Origin of the sequence: Microcoleus sp. PH2017_24_DOB_U_A, from assembly GCF_020738205.1 — a bacterium.
Classification (GTDB): Bacteria; Cyanobacteriota; Cyanobacteriia; order Cyanobacteriales; family Microcoleaceae; genus Microcoleus.
On record NZ_JAEQCT010000121.1, the window covers coordinates 1 to 24,565 of the forward strand.

The window sequence follows — 24,565 nt, forward strand, 5'->3', positions numbered from 1 at the left end:
TATATAAGCAAAGAGCGCTGAAGCGCAACTACGTACCTAATTTTTCGTTTTTTATATATATAAGCAAAGAGCGCTGAAGCGCAACTACGTACCTAATTTGTCTGACGACAATAAATTTACCCTGCCATACTAATAATGACTACTGACTAATTATAACTTGCCCTTTTCCATTGCCCACTGCATCAAACCGGGGAATAAGCGATAGGCTTCCGATGCCAAGAAAGCAGGGCCGACTGTGACTTCTGCACGCTGATTCTTCACAGCATCCCAGATAGCTTTAGCAATATCTTCCGGCTGATTTACCCAGTCAGATTTCAGCATTTCACTCATTTGTTGGCGGCGCAATTCGACTGCGGGCTCGTCTCGATCGCGAAATTGAGCTCTTTCCAAAAAATCGCTGTTGATCAAACCCGGATGTACGGCGCAAACGTGAATTCCTTGGGGCGCCAATTCCAATCGCAAAGTTTCTGTCAAACCCGTTACTGCATACTTACTGGCACAATATGCAGTCATTTGAGGTAAGGGCATTTTGCCACCAATGGAACCAACATTGACGATTGTACCGGTTTTGCGATCGAGAAAATGTGGCAAAAGTTCTTGAATTGTGTTAACGCAGCCCCAAAAATTGGTATTCATTAATTGCTGCCAATCTTCGGAGGTGGTTTGCTCGATCGCCCCTGCGAGACAAATTCCAGCATTATTCACCAAAACATCAATGTTTCCGCAGGTATCCAGGGCTTTTTGGACGATCGCCCGCACTTGTTGAATGTCACCAACATCCCCCGCAATCGCGACAGCCGAAGTGCCTTCACGCTGCACCTGAGCCGCTGCTGCTGCCAATCTTTCCGGCTCCCGAGCCACCATCACCACATCGTAACCCTGACGGGCAAATAACAGTGCCGTTGCCTTGCCACTTCCTTGAGAAGCGCCTGTAATCAAAACTGTAGGAGCCATAGATAGTTTTAAATTGGGAGTTTTCAGTGTTAACTGCGAGATTTATTGATTGTTACACATTTTTTTATTAAAAAGGTGGGGCCCGAGGATCTCGCCCCCAGCCCCTACCCTCGGCTGATTACCAGAAATAATTGGTTGAAAGCCTCTTCGTTTTAGGGAGAAATTAACAGAAGACGATTCATTACTCCAATCCTCTTCCTTCCAGGTAGAGGTTGCTGTGGGAGCATCTCAGTTTTTATAGTCCCCGCTCGCGTATTGTACAATATGCGAGCGGGGACGCTCGCACTCAATCAAAGAAAAAATGCTTTTTACAAAAATGAGATGCTTGCGGTTGTTGTTAACTATCAACTGTCAACTGTCAACTGTCAACTGTCAACACTCTTTTAAATCACCACAAAATCATTTGCTCGCAGCAGCCCGGTGACTCCACTGACATTTGCCAACACTGAGCCTGTCGCAGCAATTTTGATCGCATTTCCACTAGCAGTCTGGGTAATGTCTAACTGTCCGAAGCTCAAGCCATTGCCAAGGATAATCTTATCGCTATCAGTGTCAAAATTCGCGATCGTATCGATACCACTATCTAGATTTAACAAAAAGCGATCGCTACCTTCTCCGCCGATTAGAAAATCATTGCCCTTTTCACCACTCAGGAAATCATCTCCCAAACCACCAAGCAAAGTATCATCTCCCTTGCCGCCATACAAGCTGTCATTGCCTGCACCGCCATCCAAACTGTCAGCACCACGGCCTCCAAATAGGATATCATCGCCACTGTTACCTGTCAGCGTATCGAGTCCCTTGCCACCGTAAATGCTGTCATCGCCGGCACCACCATCGAGGGAATCACTGCCTTTTCTGCCACTGATGAAATCGTTACCGCTAGCACCTAGTAAAGTATCGTTATCATCAGTACCTACCAGATTTTTGCCCTCAAAACCGAGAAGTGTAGTAGAAGTTGTGGAAGGGTTAACATCGCCTGTGAGAATCGCAACACCGACTGCTTCCAGTTTGATCGCACTTTCACCTAAAGCCACCTTTTGAACTTTGGCAATTTCCGAGGCAATAGACTCAGGTGAAGAGTTAGATTTCACCTGATCTATCTGCTGATTAGCCTCAACCATTACCTTCGCTGTTTGCGAGGAAATTTTGGAAAGTTTTTCAGCGTCGAGATTGCTATCAACTTGTTTGACGTTAGCAATAGATTGCTGGATAATGCCTTCTACCTGCGTCGCATTGTTCAAATCCAGGGAACCGCCGGATTTAATTTTACTGTTAATTGCTGCAACAACAGCTTTGGTAATTGCACCATTATCCGCCCCAGATGCACCGTCAATCAGGCTGGTGGTTTGGGTGACGACGTTTTGGACTTTTGTCATCGCGACTAGAGTTTCGACACCACCAGGCTCATTTTTGGCCGTAGATGCGATCGGATCTAAGTCCAGTAAATCAACTCCCGCAGGAATAGACAGAGTAGATTTAACCTTTGACTCCGCTTCAGTCTGCGACATTCCCCCAGCCGTCAAATCAGTAACTAAAGTAGTTAATAGCGTGACAACAGTGGAATCTATCGGTGCTGAAACAGGAGTTGTCAGTGGCAAGCCCGTCGAAACATCCGTCCCCCCAAAAGCAACTAAATTACCTTCTTCAGGGTCAAAATTGCCATTTTTGTTCGTATCAAAACTGTCCGGGATATCGAGTTCGTATTCCCCTTTCTCATCAGTCGTTGAGAAAGGTTCGTTAGCATCTTTGACTCCATTTTTGTTGGCATCAAAGAAGATAGTCGCACCTGCAATATAACCATCAACGACCACACCATTCTTAGTTACTATTAACAGGATAGAATCGCTAGCACTCGCACCGGAAGTGTCGGTTGCGGTCAACTTAATATTCAGAGACCTCCCTTTAGTAATGTCGCCGCTGAAATTACGGGTAGTGGGATTAAAAGTAATCCAACTCGGTAAAGGTTGACCGTTTTCTAAAGTGGCTGAGTAAGTTAACTTGTCACCAGAATCTGGGTCTATAAATGCCTTTTCGGGAACCGTAAACTCAAATTTGGATGATTTTTTGACTATCGGGCTGTCGTAGTGCCAGGGAGTAGTTTCCTTGCTTTTGTTTAACACGGGTGGGCGGTTAGTTTCGGCGTTGGTAACGCTGACATCCTCTGCATTGAGGTTGTTGTATTTTGGATCGGTGCTGACAGCAGAGTCAGTGACAATTGTGTATTTTTTATCGCCATCTACTATCTTGTCATCAACACCTTTTACTATGACTTTTTGGGCTTGATTCCAATCGGTAGGAGTGAAGGTGAGAGAGGCTGGGGAAATAGTTCCTTCTACTGTATTGGAACTACTTAAGCCGATGCTGACATTAGCGGTGGGTTGGCTATTGAGTTTGACCGTAAATGAGTCACTGTCGCCTGATTCTGTGGTTTTTAATCCGGTTGTTGGACTGACGGTGATTCCACCAGGTGTTGGAGTGGTAATTGGAATTGGAATTGGTTTTGGTGGAGTTGGAGTTGGAGGAATTGTAGTTGGAGTTGGAGGAATTGTAGTTGGAGTTGGAGGAATTGTAGTTGGAGTTGGAGGAATTGTAGTTGGAGTTGGAGTAATGCTAGCGATATTAGTGAGGGTGATATCAGACGGATTTAGTTTGTCGTATTTTTTGTCAGCACTAACAGCGGGTTGGGTAATGATTGTGTAAATTTTATCGCCGTCAGTTACTTTGTCATCAACTCCTTTTACCGTTACAGTTTGCGGAGTCTCCCAATTAGTAGGAGTGAAATTCAGAGAAGCTGGAGAGGCTGTTCCTTCTGTTTTATCGGAACTACTTAAACCTATGGCTACAGTAGCAGTTGGCTTGCTATTGAGTTTGACGGTAAATGTTGCCGTTCCCCCTGCTTCTGTAGTTTTTAATCCCGATATCGGAGTGATTGTAAAACCAGCAGATGTTCCAGGTGTTGGCGGTGGTGGCGGTGTTGGAGTCGGGGCGGGAGTGGGCGTAGGTGCTGGTTTTGATGTGTCGGTAAGGGGACTGGTATCGTTGATTAAAATTCTTACATTGCCAAGATAGTTGCCGGCAATGTCAGGTTTTTTATCTCCATTAAAGTCGGCATATACAGGATTAAATCCCGTCCAAGGAATGTCGGTATAAGTGTTGAATTTGCCAGTGTTGTCTCCCCACAAAATAAAGTTTGAGAGCAAATCTCCGACTACTAAATCATTTTTGCCATCAGCATTAAAGTCTAATACTTGAATGGACGAAGGGCCGATTCCTCCGAAAAAGCTAGTTGCTGTGCCAAAATTGCCTTTCCCGTCTCCAAACAGTATGGAAATGTCGTCGGAATAGTAGTTGGCTGATACGATGTCGGTTTTGCCGTCTCCGTTGATATCTCCCGCTGTAATGGCGGTGGGATATTTCCCTAGATTAAAGTTGGTAGCTTTGCCAAATTTTCCAGTACCATCTCCTAAATTCACGGAAATATTTGTTGAGTATTGGCTGGCAGTGGTTAAGTCTATTTTGCCGTCTCCGTTTACGTCTGCCCAAGCGATGGAAGAGATGTCTGTTGTGATATCAATAGCCTGGGCTTTGCTAAACTTACCCGTACCGTCTCCCAAGAGGACGAAAATTTTGTTATTCGTATAGTCTACGGGGGCTAAATCGACTTTGCCGTCACCGTTGAAGTCGATCGAATAGATGAAATTAAATGGTACTCCCACTTCAAAGTTGGTGTAAGAAGTAAAGCTGCCTTTGCCGTCTCCCCACAAAATCGAATTTTTGTCAGTACCGTAGTTAGTGGCGAATAAATCTGTTTTGCCGTCACCGTTGAAATCTGCGCTGCTAAAGTCATAGGGGAATTCTCCCGTAGAGGAGTAGCTACCAATGCTGAATTTACCTGTACCGTCTCCTGGCAAAATGCCAATTTGAGTCGATAGCAAATCCATGGTTGCTAAATCTGTTGTTGAGTCGCCGTTAAATTTTCCTGCGGTGACATTTGTAATATATCTACCTGAATCGAATTCTGTTACTTTGAATGGGCTAGCCATAGTTGATTCTCCTGATTTATTTTTGGTTTGAGCTATGTTAAAAATGAATGAGAAGTTCTTACCAGTTTCATTTTTCGTACTTAAGATGCTAAAACAAGTATTTTTTTAAGTCAATTCATAAAAGTCATGACTTTGAGTTCATAAAAGTCATAAAAGTCATAAAAGTCATAATTGTAAAATTATGTTACATTCGTTAGACAATATGGGAGCATCTCAGTTTTGCATTTAATAGTGCGAGCGTCCTCGCTCGCGTATTATACGATACGCGAGCGAGGACGCTCGCACTATAAGAAAAAAATGCTTTTTACAAAAATGAGATGCTCCCGACAATATCGTCAATATAAGGTGCTACAAGTTTTTCGATCTCAAATAGTTTGTGCGCTTTCTGATAAAAAATTTCAGATAAATTTTTACTAATTACTCGCGCTAATTCTGATTTATCTAGTTTGAAACTATCAAATATATATCTTGGAAAAGTTTTTATAATCAAATTTTGGAACGGGCAAGATGCCCATTCCACAAAAATATCTTTTACAAAAATATCTTTTACAAAAATATCTTTTTCTGTGGAACTGGCATCTTGCCAGTTTCTAGATATTTTTATAATATGTCTAATACTTTGCGGATAAAATGTTGTATTTAAGATGATAAAATCAGCTATAGCATTTATTGACAGCTTATATAACCGCTTAAACCAAGAGGGCTGAAGCCCAACAACGTACCTCACCTATCTGAGAAGGGCTATATTTTTAAAGTATATTTATAAATTTAATCAATCTAGTTGATTAAATTCATGATTTTGAGTTAATAAAGATTATTTTTGTCAAAATACGATCGCCCGCAACGACACCATAGACTGCTTGGGGCGCTCTCAAAATAAATAATCTCATGGAAATTTAAATGAATATTCCGCAAAAACCGTCGAATTGGTCGATCGCCCTTATCTTAACGATCGGCGTATTAGCAGTCTCAACCGCCTCAATCTTAATCCGGCTAGCCAACCTGAAAGCAGGCGCGGGCGGCCTCGGTTTCAGCCTCGTACTCGCCGCTTCTCGCTTGACTTTATCCGCCTTAATTCTGCTTCCAGCTTGGCCGAAAATTCAGTGGAAAACCCTACAACCCGGAGCTCGGCGCTATGCTGCGGCGGCTGGTTTGTGTCTCGCCCTGCACTTTGCTCTCTGGATTACCTCACTGTCTTATACTTCGATCGCAGCTTCCACAGCCCTCGTCACCACAAATCCCGTCTGGGTAGCGCTGTTATCCCGCTTCTGGTTTGGCGAAAAACTCAGCAAAATGTCGATCGCAGGCATTACTATAGCGCTTGCTGGCGGAATGGCGATCGCCCTCGGAAGCACAGGCGCAGCCAAGGGCGGCAACACTCAATTATTCGGCGATTTCCTTGCTCTGACAGGTTCCTGGGCTGTCAGTTTGTATCTGTTGCTAGGCCGGGAAGCTCAACGGCGGGGATTGGGAATTGGCGGTTATATCGCGATCGCCTATACTGTTGCTGCGATCGTCCTGCTACCTCTACCCCTCGCCTTCGGTACCAGTTATACCGGTTATCCAAACATCGTATATTTTTACATTTTATTAACCGCCGCCTTGCCTCAATTAGTAGGTCACACCATTTTAAACTGGGCTGTAGCGCAAATTTCCCCAACTCTGGTAACTCTTGCCATCTTGTTTGAACCCGTTGGGGCGAGTTGTTTGGGTTATTTGGTGTTCGGCGAAATGCCTGCGCCAGCCGTACTCGCAGGTGCTGCGGTACTCCTCTTCGGTGTAGCCGCCGCCACTTTCGGAACCCAAAAATCCTAGTGAATAAGTTAAAAGCAAAAAAGATAGCAAATATCTTCGCCGATCAACCGTCAACCGTCAACCGTCAACTGTCAACTGTCAACTGTCAACTGTCAACTGTCAACTATCAACTGTCAACTGCTATAAAAACCTACTTTCTGTCTGTAATTGTAAAAATTGCAATTAGACGTTGCACTTTTTGCATAAGTTTGTTACAAAATGTAACATTCGTGACAAACTGCTCAAAAAAGTCTTGATATGTTTCTTTTGGTAGATGACGCAGTAAAAAAACTGCTTGTCAAAAAAAACATATCGAGGAAAGAAAAAATGTCTAAATTAATTGTTGGTTTCACTGCTACTTTATTGGCATCTGGATTATTGGGAAGCTCTGGTCAATTAGTTCAACCACCTACTATTAACAATACAATTATTACCCAAGCCAACGAACAAACACTCATACAGCAAAATCGGGATTTGCTAGTGAAAAATGGTCAAACAGCTAAGAATATTGCTGCTAAAGTAGGCGCAGCAGCTAGCAAGGACGCAGCACCATCGGGTAGCAATCCTTTGCAAGTTAACCAACAGCTAATCTTGCAAAACAGAGCTATTTTTACCAGTATCGCTACCAAAGTAGGCGCAACTGTACCCAGCGTAGCAGGCCCAGGGAGCGGTGACTTAGCGACAGAAAACCACAAATTATTGTTGGGTAATAGACAAATTGTCCGCGCGATCGCTGAAAAATTAGGCGTTAAACTGCCCGCTCCCCCAGAACTGAGTGGCAGCATGGTGCAGAAAAATAACACGCTTCTACAAGGCAACGGCAAGGCTTTAGCTGCGATCGCAGCCAAAGTCGGTGCAACAGTCGCTAAATAGGAAAAAAGGTACCATTTTTATGGTTGTTGTGGGATGGGCCCAGAACCCATCCCACAAACTTGTGTAAATTATTTAATTATTTAATTCGCGATCCTAATGCGATCGGGACTTACGCAGTCAAACTATATATCTCGTGCCAAAAAGGGCGATCGCTTGTTCAAACTCGCAAGCGATTGTCATAGACTTCTCCAAAACAGAAACTCTCGGGCAGGCTCCATGCCTACCCTACAATAATCGTTATTGAAGATATCTATTAAATTAAAAGTTAAACTTCTCAAAAAATCACCGTTACACTGTTAAATGACATATTCCTAGAACTTACGCACCGAGAGTCAATCGATTTTAGATTTTAGATTTTAGATTTTAGATTTTAGATTTTAGATTTTAGATTTTAGATTTTAGATTTTAGATTTTAGATTTTAGATTTTAGATTAACCCCACGGATAAATTCGGGGGAAGAGAGGATTTTAGATTTTCGATTTGGGATTGATTCCACGGATATTCGATCGTCAATTTGTTGTCATTAGTTAAGAGCTATTGATAATAACCAACCATCAACAACGATAGAATCGGAGTTGCGGAATTTGCTTGTTGAGAAAATTAGCACGTTAAAAAATGTGGGCAATCAGAAGCCTCTTTGGTTCGATATTTGCCACCGCCGTTATTGTGAGGCAGGATAGATATCAAGGACAAATAATCTGGTTTCCACTTGCATCGGCATCCTAACTTTCCGAGTCTAGCGCTTTTCGCTCGCACTGCGGTATTGTGTCCCGTGCAACGCCGGTTTTATATCACCTCTGGGTTAAATATTGACTCAAAAGTAAAAAATATCAGCATTTTTACTTTCTGCTTTCTGTTTTCTGCAATTAGGGTGCCTTTTGGAGAATAATATTATGCTACCAGAACAACTACAGCGCATCATCGGCTACTTTCTAGAAGAAGCCACAGAACACCTTCAAATCATGGAACAAGGCTTGCAGGGCCTGCAAAACACCGTGCAAACTCCCCAAAGGATACACCAGCTCATCCGAGCCTCGCACTCAGTTAAAGGGGGAGCAGCTATGTTGGGATTTAGCAGCATTCAGCGCGTAGCCCATCGTTTGGAAGATTATTTAAAACTGCTCAGAGAATGTCCGATCGCCATTGATAGCAGGCTGCAATCGCTGTTAACCCAAGTTTTTGATATTTTAGTAGCCCTCGTCTCCAAGGTTTCTAAGGGTTTTGGGCTCAACCACGAAGACGCAAACCAGATGCTGTCCCTCGCCGAACCGATTTTTGACGAGCTCGACGCTTACCTGAGAGTGCTGATTCCTACTCGCCTGAGTGTGAGAGCAGTAACCGACGAACACATTCACCTTTTCTGCGGTTACTGCACCTTGGCTGGGGAATTTTCCTCCGCCATTACGTCGCGCGTCGGTTTGCTCGGAGGCAATATTACCCGCCAGGAGTACGAAGGCGATGGCATACGCCTTTATATTGACATTTACCTGCCACCTTACACCAGGATCGAAAACATCCGCCAAGCTGTGGAACTTTCAGGCGCTATTATCGGGACTGTTCAGACGCAGCGCGACTTCTCACTGCTGGCTATGGATTATCCGGTTTACCAAAGTGCGATCGAACCTCCGGCAATTTGCACGGGATGTCGCTACTATTATGGCAGAAGCGATGGCGGGCACCTCCTCAACTGCACGATCCATCCCCGCGGCCCGGAAGATGAAGACTGTCGCGATCGCGAACCGGAATAAGGGTTATAAAATCACGACTCAGAACTAATAGGTGGAACGAGGGAACAGATTAGTAAAAACTAATATTCTCCCAGACATCTTTCAGACGGCCAGATGCCAATTTCTTTCTGCTTCCTTATTTCCTAGATCGCTAAAATTTTATTCGTTACACCCGTTAGAAAATCCGTTACCGAACTTCCGACTTCACGCTTGACTTCTTCCTTCTTCCTTCTTCTAAAACTTCCCTAAAAGCTGATACCGCAACTCTAATTAATTGCATCATGCTCGCAGGATGTCCCACTGCCCAGATATTGATAGCCAGACAAGCGATCGCCATAGCTAACAAGATGTATGTCGGAGGCATTACTACTCCGATCGCGAACCAGGTAAAAACGTGAAAGATCATTGCTGTAGCCCAAAGGCTGGCCACAGCCACAGACGCCCAAACTTGCATTCGAGGTCGGTTTAGTCCTGTCAAAATCCCTGTCTGCAAAGTAGTCAGCAAGTTTGCCGGAACTAAAAAGGCACAGATAGCTATGCAGTGGGTATGAGAAAACTCAGTAACTGTATTGAAGTCGAGCATCAGTATAATTGTCGGGCCTGTTGGATATACTTCAAAAGCTTAACGCGACTTTACTTTCAAGTCTTGTCACCCTTACCTTAACTTAATCTTTTCGTTAGTCGGCCGGTCTGAAGACACATTTATCTCCCCTTTTTTATGATGGTAAAATATTACCACAAATATTAAAATTGTGGAAAAACATTAAAACGACTTGAAGAATGGGAACAATTGCTGCGATAATTAATATCGGGGATCGCTCGAATAGAATAGCTCAGTTCGTAAAAAAAACCAGAATGCTCGCGCCAGTCTAGCAGCAACACAACGGTAGGCTAATTTTCGACTCCATCATTTTCGATTCGCTGATTTTCGGATAATGCCTTGTTAGTGTCGGTCAAGGGATCAGGCCATTATGCGATCGAACAATATGAGATTATTGAAAAGCAAATTTGAGATCAAATCTAAAATCGATAGAACCCTCTCGAAATTTTACAGCGGAAAATAGAGACAATGGATCGACAAAGCACAATCCCAGCACTCGCAGAAGTTGACTTGACAAACTGCGACACAGAACCCATTCACATATCGGGGCACATTCAGCCTCACGGGATTCTCGTGGTTGTACGAGAACCTCAACTAGAAATACTGCAAGTCAGTGAAAATACGCAAGATTTATTGGGAGTCGATGCCAAAAGTGCGATCGGTCAAGATTTGAGCTTATTCTTCGATAGAGTTCAGTTAGAAAAACTCAATTCCTGTTTGCAGAACGAAAACTTAAAAACCGTCAATCCCATTAAACTCTCTGTCAACAAAGCAGACAAGTTTTTAGAATTTGACTGCATCCTCCACCGACAACAAGGAATTTTGATAATTGAGCTAGAATTAGCAACCACCACAGAAAATCTTTCCGTTTTTAGCTTTTATCATTCAGTCAGATCCACAGTCAGCCAAATTCAAAGCGCCAAAAATCTCAAAGAATTATGTCAGCAGACTGTGGGAGAAATCCGGAAGATTTCGGGATTTGATAGAGTTATGACCTATCAATTTGACGCAGAAGGTAACGGTGCTATAATGGCTGAAGACAAACTAGAAAACCTGAGTCCATTCCTGGGCTTAAACTACCCCAAATCAGATATTCCCAAACAAGCCAAAAAACTGTATTTGTTAAATTGGTTGAGGTTAATACCAGATATTAATTATCAACCAGTTCGCATCATTCCCGAAAAAAATTCTGTTACGAAGCAGTCCCTAGACCTCAGTCTCAGCGTGTTGAGAAGCGTGTCTCCCATTCACATAGAATACCTGCAAAATATGGGCGTTGCCGCTACTTTATCAATCTCTTTAATCAAAGATCAACAACTGTGGGGATTGATTGTTGGCCATAACTATACACCAAAATACCTCAACCATGAAGTGCGAGCCGCTTGCGAGTTTATCGGGCAAGTAATGTCCTTAGAATTGCAATCAAAAGAAGCCAACGAAGACTACGACTACAAACTACACTTAAAATCTATTCAAGCCCAGATTTTTGAAGACATATCTACCTCCGAAAACTTGTCAGAAGTGTTAGTTAAATGCCAGCATAATTTGCTGGAAGCAGTCAACGCCCAGGGAGCATCAATAGTATTTGGAGAAAATTGCTATCGAGTCGGGGAAACACCTCACGGAGAAGCGCTTAAATCCTTAACTCAGTGGGTGCAAAACAGCCTAAAAAAAGAAATTTTTTATACAGACTCGCTGACTAAATGCTATCCAGAAGCTGAGGAATTTAAAAACACGGCTAGCGGGTGTTTGGCAATAGCAATATCGCCGAGTCAGAAAATATACGTCTTGTGGTTTCGCCCGGAAGTAATTAAGACCGTAAATTGGGCAGGGAACCCCAACAAAGCAGTTCTAATAGATGAAGATGGCAGCCACAGACTGTCTCCTAGGAAATCCTTCGAGCTGTGGAAAGAAAATGTGAGGTGCAAATCTTTGCCGTGGAAGCAATGCGAAATAGACGCTGCATTGGAACTAAAAAAAGCAATAATCAATATAGTGCTGCGCCAAACCAAAAAACTCGAAAAATTAAATAGAGCACTAGAAGCCTCAATCGCCAGAGAACGCGAAAAAAGCGAGCATTTAAAAACAGCGATGTACGAGCTTCAGCGAACGCAAACTCAATTGGTGCAAAGCGAAAGAATGTCAAGTTTGGGACAGTTGGTGGCGGCGGTAGCCTATGAAGTGACTAACCCGATTAACTTCATATACGGAAATCTTAACTATGCCGACGAATACAGTCAAAAAATGATCGATTTATTGCAGCTTTACGAGCAGCACTATCCGTCGCCTTCGCCAGAAATTCAAGCAGAAATAGAAGGAGCAGAATTAGAGTTTATAGTTGAAGACTTGCCGAGGTTGCTGGGTTCAATGAAAGTAGGAGCTAACCGCATCCGCGAGATAGTTCAGTCGCTGCGAAATTTCTCTAGAATTGACGAAGCAGAGATTAAAGAAGTTGACATTCACGACGGATTGGACAGTGCTTTGCTGATTTTGAGCAACCGATTCAAACCGAAGCCCGTTAGCGTAGCAGGTACGCAGTACCATCGCCCTGCAATTCATCTCAACAAAGAATATGGCTCTCTACCGTTGGTTGAGTGTTACCCAGTTCAAATCAACCAAGTATTTATGAATGTGCTGACAAATGCACTTGATGCTTTAGAAGATGCCTTTGTCAACAAAAATTTATCGCCGCACTCTTGGCACGAAGCAGAGACAGCCAAGAGCGGACAAATTCGGATCGTGACTGAAGTTTGTCCGGGAGAAACAGCCGTAGCAGTTCGGATTAAGGACAATGCTTGGGGTATGGAAGAAACAGTTAGACAGAAAATATTTGAGCCGTTTTTTACCACAAAACCGGTAGGGAAAGGTGCGGGGATAGGTTTGGCGATTGGCAGCGAAATTGTGGTGGAACAACACGGCGGCAAATTGAGCTGTATTTCAGCCCCCGGAGAGGGAACCGAGTTGATTATTGAGATTCCCTTGAGCCAAACTCATCTCAAACCGATTTTAAACAGTTGACAGTTGACAGTTGACAGTTGACAGTTGACAGCGAAGCGATAAGAACGGAGATTTAAACTCCGTTCTTATAATAATCTGCCTTCATGCTGGGACTTCCAACCCCTGCTATTCGGTGAAGTGAAAAAAAGTGCGCTTATCGACAAAATGCACAAATCGAAAATTAGATTAAAATACAAAAGCAGCTATAGCAACCGCCACATTGGTTAGGACATTCAAGAACTCATCAATAGAGTCTAAAATCCTTGCTTTATAAACGGTTAGATTCGGATACCATAACTGTCAACTGTCAACTGTCAACTGTCAACTGCTATAAGTAGATTTGAGCCAACTCTGAGGAAGCGACTGTGACTGAAAAAAATACCGCCCAATGGGATGCCGGCAGATTTGTCAAAACCTTGGCTTATTTCGGCGTGATTCCCTTCATTGGCAGCATTAGCTGGCTGCAACAACTGTTCGGAAGCAGCAGCAACAATAAAAAAGATAAACCCAAACTCGTACTGGTAGCCGGTGCGACAGGTGGCGTCGGGAAGCGAGTTGTCAAGCGGCTGCAACAGCGGGGATATCAAGTCCGCTGTCTCGTCAGAGATACCAAAAGAGCAACCGAAATTCTTGGCAAAAATGTCGAATTAGTCGAGGGAGATATCACTATCGCTGAGACGCTAACACCGCGCGTCACTGAGGGCGTAGATGCAGTTATCTGCTGCACGGGTACCAAAGTTCAACCTGTAGAAGGAGACACGCCAACCAGGGAAAAATACTATCAAGGCATCAAGTTTTATATGCCGGAAGTTGTGGATGTTCCCGAAATTGTCGAATACAAAGGCCTGAATAATTTAGTGCAAGCTGTTCGCAGTCAGCTCATTAAATCAGGCGAAAAAGTCATTTTTGATTTCACAAAACCTACCCAAGATTTAAAGGAAACTTGGGGCGCTCTCGATGATGTTGTGATGGGCGGGACTAGCGAAAGTTCGATCGTACTTACAGACAGTACAGCTATATTCACGGGCAATGTTTCCACTGCCAACTCAGGTGGCTTTGCTTCTGTCCGCACCCGCAACTTCGATCCTCCGGTCAATCTCGCAGGATTCAGCGGCCTCCTGCTCCGGGTCAAAGGGGATGGTAAGCGCTACAAGTTGATCGTGCGTAGCGAGGCTAAATGGGATGGTATCGGCTATTGCTATTCGTTCGATACTGTGTACAATACCTGGATTACGATCGTAGTTCCCTTCGATAAGTTAATTCCAGTATTCCGCGCGAAGACTGTGAAAGATGGCGCGAAATTCGATCCCAGCAGCATTTATTCTTTTCAGTTAATGCTGAGCAAGTTTGAATATGACGGCGCGCTGAATCCGAAATTTACACCGGGTGTTTTTCAACTGGAATTAGAATCTATTAAAGCTGATGGCGGCCAGACTTTGCCGCGATTTGTGATGGTGAGTTCGGCGGGAGTTACTCGCCCGGGCCGCCCAGGACTTATCTTGGAAGATGAACCGCCGGCTGTCAGAATGAATGATATGTTGGGGGGAATTTTGACTTGGAAGTTGAAAGGAGAGGATTGCGTGCGATCGAGCGGCATACCTTATACTGTTGTCAGACCTTGTGCTTTGACTGAGGAACCGGGCGGCAAAGCTTTGATCTTCGAGCAAGGAGATAATATTCGGGGTAAAGTTAGTCGGGAAGATATTGCGGAATTGTGCGTGCAAGCTTTGGAACAACCGCAGGCTTGTAAGGTGACATTTGAGGTAAAAGAGGGGGAAAATCCTGGTTCTCCGAGAGATTGGGAGGGTTTGTTTTCTGGGCTTAAATAGGTATTGTTTGTAGGGTGCAATGCGAATCGAAGACGGCGAATCGAAGACGGCGAATCGAAGACGGCGAATCGAAGACGGCGAATCGAAGACGGCGAATCGAAGACGGCGAATCGAAGACGGCGAATCGAATTCGCGTCTACACAGACAAAACCCGCCTCCGCGGGTTGAAGAAAAAGATCGGACGGCGAATGGAATTATGTTGTTTTCTTCAGTCGGCGTCCGGCTGACATCGTTTGTATAGACGCGGTTTCAACCGCCGTCTTATTATTAACCAAGACTAATTACCAATTATTATGCCTTTGAATTTTTTCCGCCGCTATTCAACGCCTTATTTGTTTTTGTTTCCGGCTTTGTTTGTTTTGACTTTGACTGTTTTGTGGCCTGCTTTACAAGCTTTTTATTTGAGTTTTACGAGTTACGAATATGATTTAACTCAAATGCCGCAGTGGGTGGGTTTGAAGAATTTTGAGCGGTTGTGGCGCGATCGCACTTTTTGGCAAACTTTGACCAATACGCTGCTGTATCTCATCTGTGTTGTGCCTGTATTGGTTGTTATACCGTTGGGAATGGCAATTTTGTGCAATCAAAAGCTGCGGGGGATGAACTGGTTCCGCGCAGCATATTACACGCCGGCGGTGATTTCGATGGTTGTCGCGGGGATTGCTTGGAAGTGGCTGTTTGCTGAGACGGGATTGCTGAATCAGTTCGGAGAATTGTTGGGTTTACCTCCGGTTTCTTGGCTGGCCAATCCGAAGGTGGCAATTTTTAGCGTGATGGCAGTTACTGTCTGGAAAGGCTTAGGTTATTACATGGTGATTTATTTAGCTGGGCTGCAATCTATTCCGGCAGAACTTTATGAAGCCGCTGCGATTGATGGTTCGGAAGGTTTGCGGAAACACTGGGATATTACTGTGCCGCTGATGAAGCCTTATTTGGTTTTGGTGGCGGTGATTTCGGCGATTTCTGCTACTAAGGTTTTTGAAGAAGTTTATATTATGACTCAGGGCGGCCCTCGCAATAGTTCTAAGACTGTTGTTTATTATCTTTACGAACGGGCTTTTAAGGATTTGGAAATTGGTTATGCTTGTACGATCGCCCTAGTTTTGTTTTTGCTGATTTTGGGTTTGTCGGTTTTGCAAGTTAGCCTTCAGGGTTTGACTCGCAATGATTAGTTGACAGTTGACAGTTGACAGTTGACAGTTGACAGTTGACTTGACAGAGGAAAGAGAGAAGAAGATAAGAAGGCTGTTAAAACCCTTGGCGCGGCAAATGTTATATTAAACACAATTTAATCAGTAAGAATACGTATTAATCAGTAAGAATACGTAAGTGCGATCGACTTAAAGATTAAGCCAAATAGCCAATGCCAAAGCTGCGATCTTTGCACTAATGTTGATTATGCCTCGGAATCTGTTTCACCCAACCTGTGCCATCACCCCTCTAACACGGGCGATCGACTTCCGCCCACAGCACAACTCGGGTAAATTTGCAGTCAACCCTTTAAATTCAAATTGATTAAACTATGATTTTACTAACAGGCTATCAAATCACGGAACAAATTTATTCTGGTATCAATACTGCGATCTATCGGGGAATCTGGGAACAAGAAAACCTACCCGTCATAGTCAAAACCCTGAAAAGCGAGTATCCAACTCTCGAAGAGATTACTCGCTTGAGACACGAATATAAAATCCGAAAAAATCTAAGAAATATAGAAACTATTGTTAATTCATACCGCCTAGAAACGCATCAAAATAGTGTAGCACTCACATTAGAAGACTTTGGTGGCTTGGCTTTGTCAAAACTTCTAACTACTCAAAAAATTAAATTAAAACATTTTCTCGAAATAGCCGTGCAGCTAGCTCAAAGTTTGGGTGAAATTCATCAAAATCAAATAATTCACAAAGATATTAAACCGCACAATATCATTATCCATCCCGAAACCTATCAGGTCAAAATTACTGACTTCAGCATCTCCTCGCGCTTGGTTAGAGAAAACGCAAGTCCCAGCTATCCCAATTTGCTCGAAGGTACGTTAGCTTATATTTCGCCGGAACAAACTGGTAGAATGAATCGGGCGATCGACTATCGCAGCGATTTTTACTCGTTAGGTGTCACTTTTTACGAGATGCTGACGGGTGAATTGCCATTTAGCGCGATCGACCCTTTAGAATTAGTTCACTGTCACATCGCTAGAATCGCACCCGCGCCCCACAGTTTGAAGCCGGAAATTCCCGAAGCAATCTCTGCCATCGTGATGAAGTTGTTGGCGAAGACGGCGGAAGATAGGTATCAAAGCGCCGACGGGCTGAGGTTTGATCTCGAAACTTGTCTCGCACAACTCCAAGGTAGCGGCAATATATCTGATTTTACTGCCGGAAATGCCGATCGGGCCGGTCAACTCCTCATCCCCCAAAAACTATACGGTAGAGAAGCCGAAGTCGCCGCTTTACTCAGCGCTTTCGATCGAATTAGCGGTGTAGAACCCCCCCAACCCCCCCTTGCTAAGGGGGGGCTTTCGGAGCTTTCCCAAAGCACCGGAGAACCCCCCCAACCCCCCCTTGCTAAGGGGGGGCTTATTGAAAGTTCTTCATCCTCCTTAACAAGCAAAACAGGGGGAGTCGAAATAATCCTGGTTTCTGGTTACTCAGGGATCGGCAAATCCTGCTTAGTAAATGAAGTTCAAAAACCCATTGTCCGGCAGCGCGGCTATTTTATTGGCGGCAAATTTGACCAATTCAAGCGCAACATTCCCTACGCTTCTTTGATTCAAGCATTCCAGTCATTGATTCGGCAGTTGCTAACAGAAAGTATAGCATCTATCGTAACTTGGAAACAAAAAATGCTAGCGGCTTTGGGAAGCAGTGGGAAAGTTGTCACAGACGTGATTCCCGAAGTCGAACTAATTATCGGCAAACAGCCAGAAGTCCCGGAATTGGGGCCGACAGAATCGCAAAACCGATTTAATCGGGTGTTTAAACAATTCATTAGCGTGTTTACTGCAAAAGAACACCCGCTAGTAGTTTTTCTCGACGATTTGCAGTGGGCAGATTCGGCATCTCTGAAATTAATTGAACTGCTGGTGACAGACTCAGATAGCAAATATTTGCTAATAATTGGAGCTTATCGAGACAACGAAGTCAGCGCCACTCATCCGCTGATTGCCACAATCGAAAATATTCAAAAGACTGCGGTAATAACTCCCGAAATAGTCAGCAATATTGTTCTCGCTCCCTTAGAATTTAGTCATGTAGAACAATTAATCTCAGAAACTTTAAAAAGCAATATATCCGAAAATATAAAACTTTTAGCAGAGCTACTTTTCAACAAAACCCAAGGCAATCCCTTCTTTCTAACTCAGTTACTCAGAACTCTTTATCAAGAAAATCTGTTAGTTTACGATTTTCCATCCAGTACGTGGCAGTGGGATCTCGGACACATCCAAGCCATTGGGATTACTGACTGCAATGTCGTAGAGTTAATCGCTCGAAATATTCGGAAGTTGCCTGTCTCGGCGCAGTCAGCATTAAAATTAGCTGCCTGTATTGGCAACCAGTTTAAGTTAGAAGTTCTCTCAATTGTCAGCGAAAAATCTCAGAAAGAAACAGCATTAAACCTCTGGGATGCTCTTCAGGCTGGTCTAGTTTTGCCACTGAGCAACGATTACAAAATTCCGCTGGTTTTTGAAGGTTCAGAAACGGGGCTGGCTGGGCTGCAAGATGTGAAGGTTGACTACAAGTTTTTGCACGACAGAGTGCAGCAAGCAGCTTATTCTTTGATTCCCGATGGCGAAAAACAAGCAACGCACGTCAAAATCGGTCAACTGCTGCTCAACAATACTCCCCCCTCTGAGATTGAAGAAAATGTCTTTGATATTGTCAATCAATTGAATTTTGGTGTTGAATTTATTGCAGACAAAGCCGCAAAAAATGAACTGGCAAAACTGAATCTGATTGCCGGAAAAAAAGCTAAGGCATCCAATGCTTACGAAGCCACTATCAGATATTTGAATGTCGGTTTGGCGCTGATTAATTCCCCTCAGTCCCCCGTAAGTATAGGATCGAGTTGGCAGACTGATTATGATTTGACGCTGAATCTTCACGTTGAAGCAGCGGAGGCGGAATATCTGAATACTAACTTTGGGCGATCGCAAGAATTAGCAGACATCGTGTTACAACAAGCGACAAACCTGCTCGACAAAGTTAAGGTTTACGAACTGCAAATCCAGTCTTATTTGTCTCAAAACCAGATGGTTGAAGCCATCGATACTGGTTTAAAAGCTTTGGAAATCTTGGGATTTACCTTGTCGGAAATTCCCCCACAGGGTTTGACTGCAATTAAGTTACCTCAGCTTGATGAACTAGAAAATGTTCCGGTAATGACTGATAGCTATCAGTTGGCGGCAATGCGGATACTTTCGGCTGTTGTTTCTCCTGTTTTTGTGGCAAAACCAGAACTATTGCCGCAGGTTATCTTTACAATGGTCGATTTTTCGATTAAACGGGGTCATTCAGCACTTGGGGCGATCGCCTATATTTGGTATGGCTTGCTGCTGGCTGGTGCCTTAGGAGAGATCGACGCTGGATATCATTCTGGACAGCTAGCTTTGAAGCTGTTAGAGCAATTCAATGCTAAACAATTTAAATGCAAAGTTTACCACCTGTTTAACACTTTTGTGCGCCACTGGAAAGAACACGCTAAAGAGACGATTGCCCCCTTGATCGAGAGCGTTCAAAGCGGTCTGGAAACTGGAGACTTAGAATTTAGTAGTTATGCTGCTTTAAACAGTTGTTCTTGCCCTTTTTTGATTGGAGAACAACTAGAAAATGTCGAACACAAACAAGTGCAATACTTCACTTTAGTACAAAATCTCAAGCAAGAACTTTCGATGGAATTGCTGGGTATCTGGGGGCAAATCATTTTAAACTTGCGAGGAATATCCGCAAACAAATCTCAATTAATAGGTGAAAAGTTTAATGAAGCAGAAATTTTGCCTCGGCTGCAACAGGCTAACAATTATATGTCTCTTTTTAATGTTTATCTCGCTAAATTGCTGTTAAATTACTTATTTAAACAGCCCGACAAAGCAGTTGCTGACGCATCTTTGGCAGCCGAATATGCCTCAGCAGCAATTGGCTTCATGATGATCGGTACGCACAATTTTTATTATTCGTTAGCACTGCTTGCTGTGTATCCAACTGCAAACAGCGCAGAACAAGCAAAATACTTGATGCAGGTAGCAGCGAATCAAGAAAAAATGCAGAAATGGACACACCACGCACCAATGAATTACCAGCACAAATATGAGTTGGTTGAGGCTGAGAAAGCGCGGGTGTTGGGAGAAAAAGACCGGGCGATCGCATTTTACGATCGCGCAATCCAACATTCCCGCGAACAGGGATACATTCAGGAAGAGGCTTTGGCGAATGAATTAGCTGCTGAGTTTTACCTGTTTGCGGGGCGCCAGAAGGTGGCTAAGGTTTACATGACTGATGCTTACTACGGTTACATCCGTTGGGGTGCGAATGCTAAGGTTACTGATTTGGAGGAACGCTATCCGCAGTTGATTGTACGGATGCCGGAAAGTGATAGTCTCACAATTAGCGATCGCCCGACTGTGACTGTAACTTCTGCAACCGTTACCGGTACTCACAAAGCTTTGGATTTCGCTACCGTCATGAAAGCATCTCTGGCTATCTCCGGCGAAATTGTCCTCGATGCTTTGCTGGACAAATTGATGCGGATTTTGTTGGAAAATGCGGGGGCCCAAACTGGGTTTTTGATTGCACCCAAAAATGGTGAATTTGTCATTGAAGCTGCGGGAGAGGTTGGCGGCGATGTGCGGGTGCTCTCGGGCGCGGGCTTGGATTGTGCGTATCCGCGATCGCTAATCAATTTTGTCGATCGCACTCAGCAAGATGTCGTGTTGAATGACGCCAGCAGCGACGCTATTTTCCACAATGACCCCTACATCGTCGATCGCCAGCCAAAATCGGTGTTATGCGCGGCGATCGTCTATCAAGGCAAATTAACCGCGATCCTGTATTTGGAAAACAATTTGACAACCGGCGCTTTTACAGGCGATCGCTTGGAAGTATTGAAGCTGCTTTCTTCCCAAGCTGCGATCGCCCTCGAAAATGCCCGCCTTTACACAAACTTAGAAACTGCCAACAAACAACTCGCAGAATACAACTTTACCCTAGAAGCAAAAGTAAAAGAACGCACCCAAGAATTACACGAAAAAAACTCGCTACTTTCCGAAGAAATTAAAGAACGCCAAAAAGCCGAAGCCGCCGCCCGAGATGCCAGCCACGCCAAAAGCGAATTTTTAGCTAACATGAGCCACGAATTGCGAACACCCCTCAACGGCATTTTAGGTTACACCCAAATCTTTAAGCGCGACAAACATTTGACCTCGCAACAACAGAATGGAATTGGCGTTATTCACCGCTGTGGCGAACACTTGCTCGCTTTGATAGAGGATATTTTAGACCTTTCTAAAATCGAGGCAAGGAGAATGGAACTCGTGGCCACAGACTTTGATTTTCCCGATTTCATTCAAGGCATTAATGCTATTTGTAGCATTCGGGCAAGTCAAAAAAACATAGCTTTTAATTGCGAATATCTTTCGTATCTCCCCAGTGCAATCTCGGCAGATGAAAAGAAGTTGCGCCAAATATTGATTAATTTAATTGGTAATGCTGTTAAGTTTACTGAAAGGGGTGGGGTAACATTTAAGGTTTCAGTAGTGGATTGTGTAAGCGATGAAAATAGGACTGAAGTCCTCACTACGAAGGTGAGGATTCGGTTTCAGGTTGAAGATACAGGAATTGGGATCGCTGCTGATGAATTGCCAAAGATATTTACACCTTTTGAACAGGTGGGCAATACCCGCCGCCATACCGAAGGAACCGGATTGGGATTAGCAATCAGCCGGGAATTAGTCGAGATTATGGGCAGCGAATTACAAGTAGAAAGCACTTTAGGCAGAGGTAGCATTTTCTGGTTTGAGTTAGATTTGCTAGCAGTTGACAGCCCAGAAATAAATAAAAAGTATTCCCAAAAATTTATCAAAGGTTTCAATGGTACTAACAAAAAACTTCTGGTGGTTGACGATCAGTGGGAAAATCGCTCGGTTTTAATTCACCTGCTCGAACCGTTGGGTTTTGAAATAATTGAGGCTACAGACGGTCAAGATTGTTTGAATAAAGCCCTGGAATTTCAACCGGATTGTATCTTGATTGATTTGGTAATGCCGGTGATGGACGGATTTGAAGCGATGCGGCAAATTCGCAAGTTGCCGCTCTTTAAAAATGTGGTCACGATCGGCACTTCTGCTAGTATTATGGCAGTGGAAAAGCAGGGAAGTTTAGCAGCAGGATGCAATGCTTTTCTCCCCAAGCCGATCCGGGCTGAGGAACTTTTAAATTGCTTGCAAGTTCATTTAGAGTTAGAATGGATTTATGAGAATTTGGAAGACGAAAATTATGAATCTGAAGATTCCGACAACCAATCTAAAATTCCAGATGAAAAAATTATCCCTCCTCCGGCAGAGGAAATAGCTGTACTTTTTGAATTAGCAATGATGGGTGACTTAGGAGGAATTCAAAAACAAGCAGAAAAATTGGCCAAAATTAATGCAAAATATGTCTCTTTTGCCAGCCATATGAATCAATTAGCTAAAAATTTTGAAGAAGCAAAGATTTTAGAATTCGTAGAACAATATAGGAAGCATTGAAAACATGAGCATCTTACCTTTGGAAGAGAGCGTTATCTTGATCGTCGATGATAACCAAAATAATTTGGCAGTGCTGTTTGATTTTTTGACGGAATCGGGGTTTAAAGTGTTGGTGGCAAGGACGGGAGAGAGCGCTATCAAAAAAGCTGAATACTCGCTGCCAGATTTGATATTGCTGGACGTATTAATGCCGGGAATTGATGGGTTTGAAACTTGCCGGCTTTTGAAGGCTGGCGATTTGACAAAGGAGATTCCGGTGATTTTCATGACAGCGCTGGATGAGACGGAAGATAAGGTAAAAGGATTTAATTTGGGAGCTGTTGATTACGTTACTAAGCCGATTCAAAATCAAGAAGTCTTAGCTCGGGCTAAAGCGCATTTGAGCATCCGCAAGCTGACTCAAAAACTTCAGGAGCAAAATGCCCAGATGCAGCGTGAAATTGTCGATCGCAAACAAGCTCAAATTAACCTGGAACAACTGGCTGCCGAGTTGGAAAAACGGGTAGAGTCGCGCACTGTGGAACTTTGTCAAACCAACGAGCGGCTACAGGAAGAGGTGAACCAGAGACAGCAAACACAGGAGAATTTACAGCAGTCCCTGCACAAGCTCCAGCACGCCCAGTCGTTGTTAATTCAGAGCGAAAAAATGTCGGCTTTGGGGCAAATGGTGGCGGGAATTGCTCACGAAATTAACAATCCGGTAAATTTTATCTGCGGCAATCTCAATTACGTTCGCGATTATACTGAAGATTTGCTCAAGGTACTCAATCTTTACCAGCAGCACTATCCCGAACCCGCAGCGGAAATAACATCAACAGCAGAAGCGGTAGAGATTGAATTCATCAAGGATGATTTGCTGAAAATGCTAGACTCGATGCGGCTAGGTGGCGATCGCATTCGGGATATAATTCTGTCTCTACGGTATTTTTCGCGACAAGAAGGGCGAGAAATGGAGCTGATTGATATTCATCAAGGTATTGACAGCACGCTGATGATTTTGCAAAATCGGCTGAAATTTAAGGCGAACCGTCCCGCGATTCAGGTGATTAAGGAGTACGATACCGATTTGAAAAATGTAGAGTGCTGCGGCGGGGAGATCAATCAGGTATTTATGAATATTTTAGCTAATGCCATCGATGCGATAGAAGAATCATGCGCTGAAAAAACTATGGAAGAAATTAAAATAAATCCCTACCAGATTCGGATTTGTACGAAAGTCCACAACCCGAACACGGCAATTATTAAAATTGCTGACAGCGGGCCGGGAATCAGTGAGGATTTGTGCGATCGTATTTTTGACCCATTTTTTACAACAAAGCCTGTGGGAAAAGGTACGGGAATCGGCCTGTCAATTAGCTGGCACATTGTCACAGAAAAGCACGGTGGCAGTTTGCGCTGTTGTTCGACACCAGGCCAAGGAACCGAATTTGCGATCGAGCTTCCAATTCGACAAAAAGTGCGAGAAATGGCGACCTCCGGTTCCAAAATAGTAGACCGCTAATCATTGCCCTTGGGGCGCCCCAGAAGCCATAAAAAAAGCAGGTTTGTGAGCGAAAAAATCCGTCTAAGACTGTAAAAAATCAACGTATAAATCCGGCATTTAATGAGATACTCCCAAAAACAAAAAGCATCGCCCATTTGAAAGGGCGATGCTGTTTCTCAAATGGGTAATTCTATTCAGGAAAATCAGGGATTATCCATTTGGGAGGTTCCGTCCGTTTCCTTCTCACCGCTTCCTCTGCCATTTCTAGCATTTTGTCGAGAGAAGTATTTTCAATAAAGCTTGAAGTTGCTTCTGCGTATTCCCGCTTCGGACACTTGTCGCCCAAAACGCAGCCGTTGACGCAAGCTACAGCACAATCGACAGTGTTCTCCACCATAACTTTTTTCCTTTCACGGTTCCAACAACGGCTCTCCTGACTTTATGGTGTATAATGTAACAAACAATACATTTACTGTCATGGACTTTTATTTAGACTATCTATTAGACTTGCCTGGAGTCAAGA

General features: G+C 43.8%; 13 protein-coding genes. 8 read left to right on the top strand and 5 right to left on the bottom strand.

Annotated elements, in window-relative coordinates; all coding sequences use genetic code 11:
- Window positions 1-150 precede the first annotated feature (150 nt).
- The 3 genes from JGK07_RS28320 to JGK07_RS28330 all read right to left on the bottom strand — a co-directional run bounded on the left by JGK07_RS28320 (window position 151) and on the right by JGK07_RS28330 (window position 5,727).
- Window positions 151-954, bottom strand: a complete 804-nt coding sequence (locus tag JGK07_RS28320) for an SDR family oxidoreductase (RefSeq protein WP_293243273.1) — start codon at window positions 952-954, stop codon at window positions 151-153.
- 383 nt (window positions 955-1,337) lie between these two features.
- A complete protein-coding gene (locus JGK07_RS28325; RefSeq protein ID WP_293225861.1) occupies window positions 1,338-5,000 on the bottom strand; it encodes an FG-GAP-like repeat-containing protein in 3,663 nt (1,220 codons plus the stop codon).
- A 304-nt stretch (window positions 5,001-5,304) separates the two neighbouring features.
- Entirely contained in the window at window positions 5,305-5,727 is a 423-nt protein-coding gene (locus tag JGK07_RS28330) for a hypothetical protein (protein WP_293225863.1), read from the bottom strand.
- A 173-nt stretch (window positions 5,728-5,900) separates the two neighbouring features.
- Between JGK07_RS28330 and JGK07_RS28335 the strand changes: the two genes are divergently transcribed.
- From JGK07_RS28335 to JGK07_RS28345, 3 genes are all read left to right on the top strand, one after another.
- Window positions 5,901-6,815, top strand: coding sequence for a DMT family transporter (locus tag JGK07_RS28335; RefSeq protein WP_293178336.1), 915 nt, complete (start codon window positions 5,901-5,903; stop codon window positions 6,813-6,815).
- Window positions 6,816-7,121: 306 nt separating this feature from the next.
- Window positions 7,122-7,667 carry a hypothetical protein gene (locus tag JGK07_RS28340; protein WP_293178333.1) on the top strand — a complete coding sequence of 182 codons (546 nt, stop codon included), beginning with the start codon at window positions 7,122-7,124 and terminating at the stop codon, window positions 7,665-7,667.
- Between the two features lie 893 nt (window positions 7,668-8,560).
- Complete coding sequence (locus JGK07_RS28345) at window positions 8,561-9,415, top strand: Hpt domain-containing protein (protein WP_293207198.1); 855 nt, start codon at window positions 8,561-8,563, stop codon at window positions 9,413-9,415.
- A 166-nt stretch (window positions 9,416-9,581) separates the two neighbouring features.
- Here JGK07_RS28345 and JGK07_RS28350 read toward each other — a convergent pair whose 3' ends face one another.
- Window positions 9,582-9,977, bottom strand: a complete 396-nt coding sequence (locus JGK07_RS28350) for a hypothetical protein (RefSeq protein WP_293178327.1) — start codon at window positions 9,975-9,977, stop codon at window positions 9,582-9,584.
- 486 nt (window positions 9,978-10,463) lie between these two features.
- Between JGK07_RS28350 and JGK07_RS28355 the strand changes: the two genes are divergently transcribed.
- From JGK07_RS28355 to JGK07_RS28375, 5 genes are all read left to right on the top strand, one after another.
- Window positions 10,464-13,013 (top strand): ATP-binding protein, encoded by a 2,550-nt coding sequence (locus tag JGK07_RS28355; protein WP_293178324.1) that lies wholly within the window; start codon window positions 10,464-10,466, stop codon window positions 13,011-13,013.
- A 344-nt stretch (window positions 13,014-13,357) separates the two neighbouring features.
- Window positions 13,358-14,821, top strand: coding sequence for a CIA30 family protein (locus JGK07_RS28360; RefSeq protein ID WP_293178321.1), 1,464 nt, complete (start codon window positions 13,358-13,360; stop codon window positions 14,819-14,821).
- 293 nt (window positions 14,822-15,114) lie between these two features.
- A complete protein-coding gene (locus JGK07_RS28365; protein WP_293178318.1) occupies window positions 15,115-15,993 on the top strand; it encodes a carbohydrate ABC transporter permease in 879 nt (292 codons plus the stop codon).
- A 350-nt stretch (window positions 15,994-16,343) separates the two neighbouring features.
- On the top strand, window positions 16,344-22,559 hold the full coding sequence (locus JGK07_RS28370; protein WP_293225867.1) for a hybrid sensor histidine kinase/response regulator: 6,216 nt from the start codon (window positions 16,344-16,346) through the stop codon (window positions 22,557-22,559).
- A 4-nt stretch (window positions 22,560-22,563) separates the two neighbouring features.
- A complete protein-coding gene (locus JGK07_RS28375) occupies window positions 22,564-24,060 on the top strand; it encodes a response regulator (RefSeq protein ID WP_293178312.1) in 1,497 nt (498 codons plus the stop codon).
- A 172-nt stretch (window positions 24,061-24,232) separates the two neighbouring features.
- Here JGK07_RS28375 and JGK07_RS28380 read toward each other — a convergent pair whose 3' ends face one another.
- Entirely contained in the window at window positions 24,233-24,439 is a 207-nt protein-coding gene (locus JGK07_RS28380) for a hypothetical protein (protein WP_293192357.1), read from the bottom strand.
- Window positions 24,440-24,565 lie beyond the last annotated feature (126 nt).

What these genes read in the sequence shown, in the direction of transcription:
- JGK07_RS28320 (WP_293243273.1), bottom strand. Translation starts at nt 954, where the DNA reads ATGGCTCCTACAGTTTTGATTACAGGCGCTTCTCAAGGAAGTGGCAAG.
- JGK07_RS28325 (WP_293225861.1), bottom strand. Translation starts at nt 5,000, where the DNA reads ATGGCTAGCCCATTCAAAGTAACAGAATTCGATTCAGGTAGATATATT.
- JGK07_RS28335 (WP_293178336.1), top strand. Translation starts at nt 5,901, where the DNA reads ATGAATATTCCGCAAAAACCGTCGAATTGGTCGATCGCCCTTATCTTA.
- JGK07_RS28340 (WP_293178333.1), top strand. Translation starts at nt 7,122, where the DNA reads ATGTCTAAATTAATTGTTGGTTTCACTGCTACTTTATTGGCATCTGGA.
- JGK07_RS28345 (WP_293207198.1), top strand. Translation starts at nt 8,561, where the DNA reads ATGCTACCAGAACAACTACAGCGCATCATCGGCTACTTTCTAGAAGAA.
- JGK07_RS28350 (WP_293178327.1), bottom strand. Translation starts at nt 9,977, where the DNA reads ATGCTCGACTTCAATACAGTTACTGAGTTTTCTCATACCCACTGCATA.
- JGK07_RS28355 (WP_293178324.1), top strand. Translation starts at nt 10,464, where the DNA reads ATGGATCGACAAAGCACAATCCCAGCACTCGCAGAAGTTGACTTGACA.
- JGK07_RS28365 (WP_293178318.1), top strand. Translation starts at nt 15,115, where the DNA reads ATGCCTTTGAATTTTTTCCGCCGCTATTCAACGCCTTATTTGTTTTTG.
- JGK07_RS28370 (WP_293225867.1), top strand. Translation starts at nt 16,344, where the DNA reads ATGATTTTACTAACAGGCTATCAAATCACGGAACAAATTTATTCTGGT.
- JGK07_RS28375 (WP_293178312.1), top strand. Translation starts at nt 22,564, where the DNA reads ATGAGCATCTTACCTTTGGAAGAGAGCGTTATCTTGATCGTCGATGAT.
- JGK07_RS28380 (WP_293192357.1), bottom strand. Translation starts at nt 24,439, where the DNA reads ATGGTGGAGAACACTGTCGATTGTGCTGTAGCTTGCGTCAACGGCTGC.